The organism is Chryseobacterium subflavum (assembly GCF_055762745.1).
The window spans coordinates 250,139-263,972 of record NZ_JBVTMR010000002.1; the positions used below are offsets into that span (position 1 = coordinate 250,139).

General features: G+C 36.7%; 8 protein-coding genes. 7 read left to right on the forward strand and 1 reads right to left on the reverse strand.

Annotated features, from left to right (window positions below; all coding sequences use genetic code 11):
* Nucleotides 1–13: 13 nt before the first annotated feature.
* Entirely contained in the window at nt 14–811 is a 798-nt protein-coding gene (locus tag AC0INN_RS10405) for a DUF2797 domain-containing protein (RefSeq protein ID WP_273650179.1), read from the reverse strand.
* Between the two features lie 89 nt (nt 812–900).
* Here AC0INN_RS10405 and AC0INN_RS10410 point away from each other — a divergent pair, with 89 nt between their 5' ends.
* The 7 genes from AC0INN_RS10410 (at nt 901) to AC0INN_RS10440 (ending at nt 13,821) form a co-directional block, all read left to right on the forward strand.
* Nucleotides 901–1,923: a GDP-mannose 4,6-dehydratase gene (locus AC0INN_RS10410; RefSeq protein ID WP_273650180.1), complete on the forward strand. Its 1,023-nt coding sequence runs from the start codon at nt 901–903 to the stop codon at nt 1,921–1,923.
* Nucleotides 1,924–2,066: 143 nt separating this feature from the next.
* Entirely contained in the window at nt 2,067–2,288 is a 222-nt protein-coding gene (locus tag AC0INN_RS10415; RefSeq protein WP_027382805.1) for a DUF2795 domain-containing protein, read from the forward strand.
* A 117-nt stretch (nt 2,289–2,405) separates the two neighbouring features.
* A complete protein-coding gene (secA, locus tag AC0INN_RS10420; protein WP_172281475.1) occupies nt 2,406–5,477 on the forward strand; it encodes a preprotein translocase subunit SecA in 3,072 nt (1,023 codons plus the stop codon).
* A 238-nt stretch (nt 5,478–5,715) separates the two neighbouring features.
* Entirely contained in the window at nt 5,716–7,911 is a 2,196-nt protein-coding gene (locus AC0INN_RS10425) for a TonB-dependent siderophore receptor (protein ID WP_273650181.1), read from the forward strand.
* 335 nt (nt 7,912–8,246) lie between these two features.
* On the forward strand, nt 8,247–10,457 hold the full coding sequence (locus AC0INN_RS10430) for a TonB-dependent siderophore receptor (protein ID WP_306613111.1): 2,211 nt from the start codon (nt 8,247–8,249) through the stop codon (nt 10,455–10,457).
* A gap of 44 nt (nt 10,458–10,501) precedes the next feature.
* Entirely contained in the window at nt 10,502–11,704 is a 1,203-nt protein-coding gene (locus AC0INN_RS10435) for a PepSY-associated TM helix domain-containing protein (protein ID WP_306613113.1), read from the forward strand.
* Complete coding sequence (locus tag AC0INN_RS10440; RefSeq protein ID WP_306613115.1) at nt 11,704–13,821, forward strand: TonB-dependent receptor; 2,118 nt, start codon at nt 11,704–11,706, stop codon at nt 13,819–13,821. The genes AC0INN_RS10435 and AC0INN_RS10440 overlap by 1 nt, the downstream gene beginning before the upstream one ends.
* Nucleotides 13,822–13,834: the final 13 nt, after the last annotated feature.

The following is a 13,834-nucleotide window of genomic DNA, read 5'->3' on the forward strand; positions in this document are numbered from 1 at the left end:
TCTAAATATAACATTAATTTTTTACACTCAACTCTATTACATACCCTTCATGTCCTCTTACATTTATAAAATCTCCTCCCTGGAATCCTAAGTACTGTCCTTTTATCCCGGTTAACTTTCCCGTAAATTCAGGCTTTTTATCCAGCGTAAATGAGCTGACTTTTTCCGGCTTGTCAAAAGGGTAATCAAATTTCCAAAGTTCTTCTCCTTCACTGTAAAATTTCTGAAAGTCATCAGGAAAATACTGTTTTATTTTCTGCTGAAAATCCGCCAGATCCAGCTCTCCTTCAAAATCATCCTGAAGCATTTTCTTCCAGTTGGTTTTATCCGGTAAATGATTTTTTAATGCAACTTCTATCATTCCCGCTTCATAGCGGTTTTCTGTCCTGGCAATAGGTAAAGCAAAAGTTGCGCCCTGATCGATCCATCTTGTTGGGATCTGGGTATTTCGTGTCACTCCTACTTTCACATCTCCTGTATAGGCTAAATATACGGTATGCGGTTGCAGCTGGATTTCTTTTTCTATTTCCAGGTCACGCTCTGCTACTCCCAAATGAGCGGTTGAAAGTTCGGGACGGATAATAGTGTCACTTGCATATGGGCTTTCAAAAAAGCAGCTTTTACAGAAACCCATTCTGTATATGGGTTTATTTTCTCCACAGTTTACACACTGAAACCCTGTATGTCTTATGGTCAGCTCTTTTCCGAACAATTCATTCATGTGAATGAGGTCCCCGGAAAGATTAAGATAGTACTGAATCGGCTGATCATCATAGCTCGTCATTTTTAAAATTTGCCCTTGAAACTGCATATTAACTTTATATTACTTTTTTAAGTAAATTTAATGATTATATTTTCAAGTAGTAAATTTTATATTTTTGTGCTAATAAAAAAACACGAATGAGGTATCTTATAACTGGAGGAAGTGGATTTATCGGTTCTCATTTGATAGAATCCCTGTTGAAAAATGGACATTCTGTCATAAACGTAGACAACTTTGATAATTTTTATAATTATCAGATAAAAATTAAAAATACATTAGAATCTGTAGGTAAAACTTTGGATTTTGATTTTTCAGATAAGGAAAGTGATATTAAAAATTTAATTATCACCACTCAGTCAGATAATTACACGTTATATTTCCAGGATATCAGGCATAAAAATAAACTTGAAGAAATATTCCGCAATCATGAGATTGATATGGTTATTCACCTGGCTGCACTTGCCGGCGTGCGTCCTTCTATCGAAAAACCTCTTGAATATGAAGAAGTGAATGTAAAAGGAACAATGAATCTTTGGGAGCTGTGTAATGAGTTCAACATTAAAAAGTTCATTTGCGCCTCTTCTTCAAGTGTTTACGGAAACAACACTAAGATTCCTTTTTCCGAAACAGATAACGTAGACAATCCTATTTCCCCTTATGCTGCTACCAAAAAGTGCTGTGAGATCCTCGGACATGTTTACCATCATCTTTATGATATCGATATGATACAACTTCGGTTTTTTACGGTGTATGGTCCCAGACAAAGACCCGATTTGGCGATACATAAGTTCACCCGATTAATTTCTGAAAACCAGGAAATTCCCTATTATGGAGATGGAAATACAGCGAGAGACTATACATATATCGATGATATTATCGATGGTATTATTAAATCGATCGATTATCTGGAAAAAAACACCAAAATATACGAGATCATCAACCTGGGAGAAAGTGAAGTCATCTGTTTATCGGATATGCTTTCCGCCATAGAAAAAGCACTTGGTAAAACGGCGTCAAAGAAAATGCTGCCGATGCAACCGGGAGATGTCATAAAAACCAATGCAGATATCACAAAAGCCCGGACATTAATTGGCTACAAACCAGCCACAGACTTCCAAAATGGCATAAAAAAATTTATGGAATGGTTTTTGAGAAAATGACAACAAGTAAGTTGCAGGCATCCTTATATTAAGGGAATAACGCCTGTAGTGAACAAAAGTTAATAAAAAGAATTGAAAATCAGGTATAAAAAAGTTTATTATATAACCTATTTTTATACTTTTGCAAAAAAAATAGAAAAATTATGTACTGGACATTAGAATTAGCTTCGTATTTAAGTGACGCACCTTGGCCAATGACAAAAGCAGAGCTTATTGATTATGCAATCAGAACTGGTGCCCCAATGGAAGTAGTGGAAAACCTTCAGGCTATTGAAGATGAAGGAGAAATTTATGACGCCATTGATGAGATCTGGAGTGATTATCCTACTGATGAGGATTACCTTTGGAATGAAGACGAATATTAAACTGTAAAAGGCTTTAAGCTCTGTGTTTAAAGCTTTTTTAGATATATCATAAGCACCCGCTAAGGTGTAATAATTAAAATGCTCAAGGCTTAAGTTTTGAGCCTAAATCAAAATTTTATGAGTTTTTTAAATAAAGTTCTTAAGGGGTTTTTGGGAGACAAGAAAGCGCAGGACCTAAAAGAAGTAAAAAAAGTTGTAACAAAAATCAAAGCTGTTGAACCTACCATTCAGCAATTGAGTGATGATGGTTTAAGAGAAAAAACTGCTGAGTTTAAAGATAAGATCAAATCAGCAACAAGTACCATTACAGCGCAAATAGAACAAATAAAAGAGCAGATAAAAAACTCAACGAATGTTGATGAAAAAGAAGCTCTTTTCTCAAAAATTGAATCTCTTAAAAAAGAATCATACGAAATTGAAGAAAAAGTTCTTAGCCAGATTCTTCCTGAAGCTTTTGCATTGATAAAAGAGACAGCAAGAAGATGGGCAGAGAACGGAGAGATCCGCGTAACAGCAACTGCGACAGACAGAGAACTTGCAGCAACTAAAGATTTCGTAGAAATTCAGGGAGATACAGCCGTTTGGAAAAACTCTTGGGATGCAGCCGGAACTCCTGTAGTTTGGGATATGGTCCATTATGATGTTCAGTTTATCGGAGGGGTTATTCTTCACAGCGGTAAAATTGCCGAAATGGCAACCGGTGAAGGTAAAACCCTGGTAGGAACATTACCTATTTATTTAAATGCTCTTCCGGAAAGAGGAGTTCACGTAGTTACCGTAAACGACTACCTTGCTAAAAGGGACTCCGCATGGATGGGACCTCTTTATCAGTTCCATGGAATGTCCATCGACTGTATCGATAACCACCAGCCGAATTCAGACGGAAGAAGAAAAGCCTATAACTCGGATATCACTTACGGAACCAATAACGAATTCGGTTTTGATTACCTGAGAGATAACATGGTGACTTCACCTTCAGAACTGGTACAAAGAGAATTGAACTTTGCCATCGTGGATGAGGTAGATTCCGTATTGGTAGATGACGCAAGAACACCTTTGATTATTTCAGGTCCTGTACCTCAGGGAGACAGACAGGAATTTGATGTATTAAAACCTTCTATCGACAGAATTGTAGAGGTACAGAAAAAAACTGTTTCAACAATTTTCAATGAAGCAAAAAAATTAATTGCTGCAGGAAATACGAAAGAAGGAGGTTTTAAATTGCTTCAGGCCTACAGAGGTCTTCCGAAAAACAGACAATTGATTAAATTTTTATCGGAAAGCGGTAACCGGGCGTTGCTTCAAAAAGTTGAGGGGCAATACATGCAGGATAACAACCGTGATATGCCGATCGTAGATAAAGATCTGTATTTTGTAATTGAAGAAAAAAACAATCAGGTAGATCTTACAGATAAAGGGGTAGAGTATATGTCACAAGGAAACTCAGATCCTAACTTCTTTGTTCTTCCTGATATCGGAACTGAAATTGCAGAACTGGAGGCTAAAAATTTATCTAAAGAAGAAGAATTTGAGGCTAAAGAAAAATTATTCTCTGATTTCGCTGAAAAATCCGAGCGTGTTCACACGATGAGCCAATTATTAAAAGCATACACATTGTTCGAAAAAGATGATGAATATGTAGTAATTGATGGTGAAGTTAAAATCGTTGATGAGCAAACAGGACGTATCATGGAAGGACGTCGTTATTCAGATGGTCTTCACCAGGCAATCGAAGCGAAAGAAAATGTAAAAATTGAGGCTGCTACCCAAACTTTTGCGACGATAACGCTTCAGAACTATTTCCGTATGTACAATAAGCTTGCGGGGATGACCGGTACAGCAGAAACGGAAGCGGGTGAGCTTTGGGAAATCTACAAATTAGATGTTGTGGTTATCCCTACCAACCGTCCTATCTTAAGACATGACAGACAGGATCTGGTATATAAAACCAACAGAGAAAAATACAACGCAGTTATTGAAGAAGTGGAAAGCCTAACAGCAGCAGGAAGACCTGTTCTGGTTGGTACAACTTCTGTTGAAATATCTCAATTACTTTCCAAAGCACTTCAGCTAAGAAAGATCCCACACCAGGTATTGAACGCAAAACTTCACAAGAAGGAAGCGGAAATTGTAGCTGGAGCAGGACAGCCGGGAGTGGTAACCATTGCAACCAACATGGCAGGTCGTGGTACGGATATTAAACTTTCCAAAGAAGTAAAAGAAGCAGGAGGTTTAGCAATTATCGGTACCGAAAGACACGATTCAAGACGTGTTGACAGACAGCTAAGAGGTAGAGCAGGACGTCAGGGTGACCCTGGTAGCTCCCAGTTCTATGTATCTCTTGAAGATAATCTGATGCGTTTGTTCGGATCTGAAAGAATTGCCAAGATGATGGACAGAATGGGTCATAAAGAAGGAGAAGTGATTCAGCATTCTATGATCAGCAAGTCTATTGAAAGAGCTCAGAAAAAAGTAGAGGAAAATAACTTCGGAATCAGAAAGAGACTTCTTGAGTATGATGATGTAATGAATAAGCAGCGTGACGTAATCTATAAAAGAAGAAAGAACGCATTATTCGGAGATCACCTGAAGTATGACATTACCAATATGATCTTTGACGTTGCCAATTCTATTGCAGCCAAAGGTAAAGCTAATGGCAGTTTCAAAGATTTTGAATTTGAAGTCATCAAACATTTCACAATGGGTTCTCCTGTTTCTGAAAGTGATTTCGGTAACAAATCTGTTCAGGATCTTACGAATATCCTTTTCAAAGCAGCACAGGAAGATTATCAGATGAAGTTGAATCTGTTGAAGGAGAAATCATTCCCTATCATTGAAAATGTATACCAAAATCAGGGTTCAATGTTCAAAATGATTCAGGTTCCTTTCTCAGATGGACATAAGACGCTTACAATTGTTACGGATCTTAAAGATGCTTTTGAAAGCCAGTGTGATACGCTGATCAACGATTTCGAGAAAAATATTACGTTATCAATCATCGATGAAAACTGGAAACTTCACTTACGTGAAATGGATGACTTAAGAAGATCTTCACAAGGAGCTGTTTATGAACAAAAAGATCCGCTTGTAATTTATAAACAAGAATCTTTCCACCTGTTCAGTGAAATGGTAGACAAAATGAATAAAGAAATTATTTCTTTCTTGTACAAAGGAGAAATCCCAGCATAAGAAATAATTAATACATACGAAAAACCGCAACAAGTAAACTTGTTGCGGTTTTTTTTGCTCAAAATAAATAATTCATACAATTAAAAGCTACTATCTGGGAAAAACATCGTCCCATCCGAACTAAAAAGTTAAAAAGGCTTTTTTATTATCTTCTAAATAAGATTTACGTGATAAATATCAATATTATGATTTATTTAGAATAATTAAAAACAATATATTTGCAAAAAAAATTGCTTTCATGAAAAATGTACTGATTGGTGTTTCAATGCTGGGCTCAATGTTAACTTTTGCACAAAAAAAAGACACGGCAGATACCAAAACCAAAAGTATTGATGAAGTCATCATTAGTACTTATATCAAAAAAGACAGTGACTATTCTAATAAAATGCCGTTAAAAGCTATAGAAGATCCACAGGTATATTCTTCAATTGATAAAGGTGTTCTGGAAAATCAATTATTATTTACCGTGGATGATGCATTCAGAAATGTCGCAGGTGCCCAAAAAATGTGGAGTGCTACCAACAGAGCCGGTGATGGCGGAATCTATCTTAACTTAAGGGGCTTTGTAGCCGGAAACTCTATCAGAAATGGAATGGTCGCTCCGATCACCACATCTATGGATGCTATTAATGTAGAAAGAATAGAGGTATTAAAAGGACCTTCTGCTACCCTCTTCGGGAGTAATGTAACTTCATATGGGGGAGTAGTAAACAGAATTACAAAAAAGCCTTTTGAAGAATTTGCAGGAGCTGTTTCTCTGGCTGGCGGAAGTTATAACTACTACCGGGTACAAGCCGATGTAAATACACCACTTACCAACGATAAAAAACTGCTATTCAGATTAAATACAGCTTATACCAATCAGGGAACTTTTCAAAGACCAAATGCAAAAAACTCCTTTTATGCATTTACTCCTTCCCTTACCTATCGCCCTACAGACAAACTAGAGATCAATGCAGAATTGGAAATGTTTGAGACTAATGCGTATCCTGAAACCGCTTTCTTTTTTTATTTTCCAAGTTCACAACTGGGAGCTGACAGCATGGATAAAATGGAAAAGCTAGGATATGATTACAAGCAAACATACACAGGGAACGATCTTAAAACAACAGCAAAAGCCAGAAATTTTTTCGGGCAGGTAAATTATAAGATCAATGATTTTATCAAATCCTCTACCAATGTAAGTACTTCCTATTCTTATTCTGACGGGTTCAATCCTTATTTCTACTTTGCTCCCAACCCCAATAATGGTTCAGAAATAGGAATTACTAGAGCCGATCAGTCTACCAAAGACAGTAAAAGAACATATTTCCAACTTCAGCAGAATTTCAATGCTGATTTTAAAATCGGAAGCGTAAGAAACAGAACCGTAGCCGGTTTTGATTATATGAGGATAAATGATAACCAATTCTTTATGTTCACAAATTTTGATTGGGTCCCATTTGGAGGAAATTATTCCAACATGAATGGTCAAACACTGAGCGAAATATATGCAAACCTTCAAAGTACGCAAGATTTTGAAAAAAACAATACCTATAAAAGTGCCGGTAAAAAAGATATCTACAGCGGCTATATTTCTAATGTAATTACTCCATTGCCCGGGTTAAACATCTTAACTTCATTAAGATATGAAAGTGTTGCTTATAAAGGTGGTATTATAGGACCAAACATTGCTTCTTCCTACAATCAGGGAGCATGGTCTCCAAAATTCGGAGTTGTCTATCAGATACTTCCGGACAAGTTCTCCGTTTTTGGAAACTATCAAAATAGTTTTTCAAGTAATGGTTATTATACCTCAGATAAAGCAGGAAACATCAACCTAGCTACTCCTGAAAGAGCCAATCAATTTGAAGGAGGAATCAAAACGAATCTTATAAAAGGAAGAGTTACTACTACTTTAAGTTATTATAATATCAAAGTAAAGAACACCCTTCTTAATACAGGTGAAATGACAGGAACCGGGCAGGCTGTACAAAACCAGGCCGGATCATTAACAAGTCAGGGTGTCGAATTAGAAGCCAATGCTTACCTGATCAAAGGTTTCTCTGTAATCGCCGGAGTAAGCTACAATGATATGAAATACACTGAAGCAGACAATACGGTTATAGGAAGAAGGCCGTCAACGGCATCATCTCCATGGTTGGTTAATTTTAATGCAAGCTATCAGTTCTTAGATGGAGGTTTAAAAGGACTGGGCTTTGGTGTAGGAGGTAATTACGCGAGTGATAATAAAATCGTAAACTCTACTACTATGGGAACATTTATACTTCCGAAATATCTGGTATTAAATGCCAATGCATTTTACGATACAAAGAAATTCAGAATAGGAGTTAAGGTAGACAATTTTACAAATGAGCATTACTGGAATGGATATACGACTGCAAACGCCCAGCCTATAGCAAATATTCTGGGAAGTATTACTTATAAATTTTAATATCACTTTTACCTCAAAAGAAGCAAATTCTTCTATTTAAATTATAATTAGCATTACAATAAAAGCCATTTCATTTAGTATGAAATGGCTTTTATTATTCTTCAAATAACATTTTTATGATAAATATCAATACTCTAATTTATTTAGAATAATTAAAAACAATATATTTGCAAAAATTTTTAGTTAACAAATTATAATCTACAGTTAGATCATAATCAATCAAGGCGCTGAAATATCAAGCCGGTATGTTCAAAAAGAACAACGGTGTTATCATCAATCGTCTGACTTATAAATTTTAACAAAATAATTCAACACACATAAGGATCTTATAAACAATGAAAAGAGTAATAATAGGAGCTGCTTTATTATCAACTGTGATGGTATTTGCTCAGGAAAAAAAAGATACGATTAAATCAAACGATATTGAAGAGGTTGTAGTAAGCGGTAAGTACTATAAAAAATATGTAGAAAAAGAAGGTTCTTCTTCAATGCGTTTAGATGAAGCGCTTATCAAAATTCCTCAAAACATTTCTATTATTACGAACAGGGCTTTAGAAGATCAGCAGGTAACCACATTAAGCGATGGTGTATTACGAAATGTTGCCGGAGCACAAAGGTTAGAACACTGGGGAGATATGTATACCAGAGTTAACATGAGGGGTTCAAGAGCAGCTGCCTTTATGAATGGGGTAAATGTCACTTCAAACTGGGGACCTTTGAGTGAGGACATGAGCTTTGTAGATCATATTGAGTTCATCAAAGGCCCTTCCGGTTTCCTGATGTCAAATGGTGAACCAAGCGGTATTTATAATATCGTTACCAAAAAGCCTACCGGACAATCATTGAACGGGAGTGCCAGAGTAACACTTGGAAGCTTTAATATGTACAGAGGAGAGACCGATATTGATACGAAAATTACCGATAAAGTAGCGTTCCGATTGAATTTAATGGCTCAGAATAAGAACAGTTTCAGAGACTATGAATTTAATGACAGGTACATTATTAATCCCTCATTAAAAGTTAATCTTTCTGATAAAACTACATTAACAGCAGAATATATTTATCAGAAGGCTAAAATGTCTGAAGTTGGTTCCGCTTATGTTTTCTCTTTTGAAGGTTATAGAGCGAAGCCAGTTGGATATACCGTGACTGATCCAAGCATTGACCCTACAAAAGTAGATAACAATACCGTAAATATTAACTTACAGCATAAGTTCAATAATAACTGGAAATTAACTTCTCAGCTAACTTATGTAAACGAATATACTATGGGTAGTGACATTTGGCCAAGTAATTTCGAAAATGGATACATGATCCGTCGTGTAAACTATTGGGAAGCTGATAACACAATGAAATTCGGACAGGTGTTTTTAAACGGTTACGTTAAAACAGGATCTGTTTCTCACAAAATTTTAGCAGGTCTTGACTTAGGAAGTAAAAAATATATAGCAGACTGGTCTCAGGGATATAATCTGGATAAGTACAATGCTAACGGAGATTTTGATCCTGATAAAAATTCAGTCGCTGATCACAATTATTGGTACAATACCAATACTGGTAATTATGATATCAATGGAATAAATACATATTCCGGACCCAATAATACCGAGAATTATAAACCATTTGATAAAAGTAGGCCCCTTTCAACCAGAGCAGGTGCAGGAAGTACTATAGATCAAAATTATACTGGTTTGTATTTACAGGATGAATTAGGTTTTTTTAATGATGCTTTAAGATTAACTCTTGCTGCCCGTTATACTACTGTAAAAGAAATCAATTACGGAACAAAGTCTGAAGCTAATAGAATTACCCCTCGTATTGGATTGAGTTATTCTATTAATGAAGGCATGTCTGCATATGCTTTATATGATCAAACTTTTGTTCCCCAAGCCGGATTATTCAGAGATGGTACAACAGCTACTCCTCTAACAGGAAGCAATATGGAAGTAGGAGTAAAAAAAGATTGGTTTGCAGGAAAATGGAACACTACTTTATCATTATACAATATCAATAAAAATAATGAAATCACAGGAGATCCTGATCAAACCGACAATCCAAATGGAAGATATTCCATCCTTCTTGGAAAGACGAGAGTACAGGGAGTTGAATTTGACCTTAAAGGAGAGATTGTAAGAGGATTCAATGCTATTTTCAACTATGCATTCACTGAAAATAAATTTACAGAAACCACGGCCAAAGCAAATAAAGGAGATAAAGTACCGGGGTTTGCAAAACACACAGCTAACGGATGGCTAAATTATACATTTACAGATGGTATCCTGGAAGGCTTCGGGCTAAGCTTTGGGGGTACTTATCTTGCGGGAAGAAGCAGCTGGAATTGGGGAAGTTCAAACACCTTACAGATGGGAGATTATGTAAAATTTGATGCTGGGGCTTCTTGGGAAAACACGAAGTTCAGAGTAGGTCTAAATGTATTCAATGTATTTAACAGATACCTTTATTCTGGTTCACCATATGCAAATTATTACTATTATCAGGCAGATGCTCCGAGAAATTTCAGACTTTCAATAGGGTATAAATTTTAAAATAAATAAAAGTTAATCGGTTTTTTTCCGGTTAACTTTTTTCTATGCGTAAAAAACATCATCATAAGAAGAAACCATCCGCTACAAAAAAGTGGTCTGCCCAGCTGCGTTTGTGGTTCGGCTTATCTGTGGGTTTGATCGTATTCATTGTTTCCCTTTCCGGAACCTTATATGTGTTTAAGGATGAAATCCAGAATATAATCCGAAAAGATGCTATAGAACTCAAAAGAGAAACCATCCGGGAACAACCTTTACCAATTGGTCTTCTCCGTGAAAAAGTAACATTGGAACTTAATGAAAAATATCCTTTGAGTTCTGTTGAGATCCCAATTGATAAAGGAAAATCTTATGGATTTTTATACTATAAAAAAGGGAAAAAGGGATGGAATTATTTTCAGGAAGTATTGATCAATAAGCAGGTTTTTGTTAACCAATATACCGGTGAAATCCTGGCTGTTTATGATGAAAAATATGATGTCTTTACCATTTTAAAATATATTCACTGGAGTCTTCTTCTGAAATCGGATTGGGGAAAATATGTGGTGGGAATTCCGGTGGTTCTTTTTATTGTAATGCTGATCACAGGAATTGTATTATGGTGGCCTCAAAATAAAAAAGCAAGAAAAGGGCGCTTCTGGTTTAACTGGAAAAATGTAAAAACCTGGAAACGGAAAAACTATGACCTCCACAATGTTCTGGGGTTTTATTCCTCGTTTATTGCTTTACTTATGGCGATTACCGGTATTTACTTTACCTACCCCTACGTTAAAAATGCCTTCAATTTCACTTTATCCGGATCATTTGAACTTCCAAAAGAAAAGCAACCCACGTCTCCGGATTCGCTACTGGCAAAAAACAATAGAGTTTTTGATCTGGCAGCCAATGAAACGAGAAAAATATATGCGTCTTCTTCAAGTTTCAGAATTCCTCTGAACGGAAAGAATAAAAAAGGAAAAGAACTGAAGAACATTCCGGTAACCATTTATCAGCAGGACGGAAGGTACAGCGAAAGAAATGTTCTGATATTCGATAAGTACTCCGGAAAACTATTGGCAAACCGACCTCATCAGAATTTATCTGCTGCAGAGAAATATTCCAATGCCAACTATGACATCCATACAGGTTCTTATTTCGGCCTGGCGGGAAAGATCATTTGGTTTATTGCAGGGCTTATCTGCACATCATTACCTGTCACCGGATTTCTGGTATGGTGGGGAAAAAGAAAGAAACAAGGGAAAAAAATATAATGAAAAAAGCTTTTTTATCAGTAGCATGTCTGGGAACAGTGACTGCTTTTGCACAAGTTAAAGATACACTACAAACCAGGAATGTTGAAGAAGTTGTACTTACGGCTTCAAGAAAAAAAGAAAATATCAAGGAAGTTCCTAGCTCTATTACCATTGTCGGGGAAAAGCAGGTACAATCTCAATTGACGGTTAATTCGGATATTACCAGTATCCTTCAATATACTGTTCCGAGTTTGGGACCAAGTTCGGGACAAACTTCCAATTCAGGACAAACCCTCCGGGGCCGCCAGGTATTGGTACTTATTGACGGGGTTCCCCAGTCCACTCCACTTAGAAACGGAGCAAGGGATATAAGATCTATTGATCCGTCGGTTATTGAAAGGATCGAGGTTATTAAAGGTGCTTCGTCCATATATGGAAACGGAGCAGACGGAGGTATCATTAATTATATTACCAAAAGAAGCAGAGCGGATCAAAAGATTTCAGGTCTATCACAGATCGGACTTACAGGTCAGCCTTATGGTGGGACGTTAGGATTCAGGGCAAGCCAGCTTTTATCCGGAAAGATCACGGACAAATTTGATTATGTGGCCTCATTGGCCTACGAAAGAACGGGATACCTGAAGGATGCTGACGGTGTAAACCTCAGCCCTACCTACAGTACGGCAAAAATGGACAATTACAACGGAATGCTGAAACTGGGATATAACCTTACCCCTAATCAAAGAATTGAGGCTTCATATTTAGGATATGCTTCGAAATCAGATCTGGATTTAGGATTAAAAACCGGAAAATACGGAGTTACTCCAACAATCGGTGAAGGAAGGGGGAAAAATCTTGAAACTACTCCACAGGGGACACCAAGAAACCATAACTATAAATTAAGCTACGATAATAAAAACCTGTTTGATGGGACATCATTGAATGTAAACCTTTATTATCAGGACTTCAGAACAGTGTACGGATACAGTGATACATTCCTGAACGGTGGGCAATCCAATGTTATTTCCAAGAAAAAAGGTGCCCGTATTAATCTTGATACTCAATTGTGGAATACGAAAAACTCCCAGGCAGAAGTTATTTACGGAGTCGATATACTTAATGATCAAACCGTACAGAAGCTTGAAGATGGCCGTTACTGGACTCCGGACATGGACATGACCAACATTGCTCCTTTTGCACTTATTAAAATAGATCTCTTAAAAAAGCTTACCATTAAAGGAGGTGTCCGTTATGAGAATATAAAAGTTAAGGTAGGTGATTTCAATACTCTCTCATCCATTAAAAACGACGGCACATTCACAAAAAGTATTTTTGTTACCGGCGGAGACTTAAAGTACAACGCCTTTGTAGGGAACATTGGGGTGCGTTATAATATTGAAGATTATATCAATTTATTCGGAAGCTTTTCACAAGCCTATTCCATTAATGAACTGGGCAGGATCCTCAGGACATCTACGGAAGGAACTATACAAAACCTCGAAACCAAACCTATTATTGTTAACAATTATGAATTGGGAGCCACAGGTCAGATTTCCAAATGGATCAATTACGAAATTACATCTTATGTAAGTACTTCAAAATTAGGAGCTTCATTTGTTCAGAGCCCGGACCGTGCTTTAACCATTCAAAGGTCTCCCGAAGTGGTATATGGAGTAGAAGGATTTTTACATTTCACGCCTACCCGATGGATTAATTTCGGTGGAAGCTACAGCTGGATGGAAGGCATTACTTCTATAAAAAATGACGGGGATTATTCTGCAAAAATCAACAACAGCAGAATTTCTGCTCCGAAGGTCCTGGCTTATGTTCAGGTAAGGCCTGTGAAGGCATTATCTTTAGGACTTGATATGCTTCACGCCTTTAAACAGGACAGGTTCGAGCCTAATACAAAAACAGGATTATATGCTTACGGTGAAGGTCGGGTTCCGGATTACACTGTTTTCAATTTTAAGTCCAGCTATGAAGTCAATAATAACTGGAAAGTTTCTTTAGGAATAGAAAACCTTTTCAATAAACTCTACCAACCTTCTATCGCATGGTGGTCTGCAAGAGATAGTGACTTCATCAATTCTTTAGGAATGAGAGGAACTTTCATGATCGAATATAAATTTTAATTAATCTAAATAA

Coding starts and splice junctions, on each gene's coding strand:
- AC0INN_RS10415 (WP_027382805.1), top strand. CDS start 2,067: ATGTACTGGACATTAGAATTAGCTTCGTATTTAAGTGACGCACCTTGG.
- AC0INN_RS10425 (WP_273650181.1), top strand. CDS start 5,716: ATGAAAAATGTACTGATTGGTGTTTCAATGCTGGGCTCAATGTTAACT.
- AC0INN_RS10405 (WP_273650179.1), bottom strand. CDS start 811: ATGCAGTTTCAAGGGCAAATTTTAAAAATGACGAGCTATGATGATCAG.
- AC0INN_RS10430 (WP_306613111.1), top strand. CDS start 8,247: ATGAAAAGAGTAATAATAGGAGCTGCTTTATTATCAACTGTGATGGTA.
- secA (WP_172281475.1), top strand. CDS start 2,406: ATGAGTTTTTTAAATAAAGTTCTTAAGGGGTTTTTGGGAGACAAGAAA.
- AC0INN_RS10440 (WP_306613115.1), top strand. CDS start 11,704: ATGAAAAAAGCTTTTTTATCAGTAGCATGTCTGGGAACAGTGACTGCT.
- AC0INN_RS10410 (WP_273650180.1), top strand. CDS start 901: ATGAGGTATCTTATAACTGGAGGAAGTGGATTTATCGGTTCTCATTTG.
- AC0INN_RS10435 (WP_306613113.1), top strand. CDS start 10,502: ATGCGTAAAAAACATCATCATAAGAAGAAACCATCCGCTACAAAAAAG.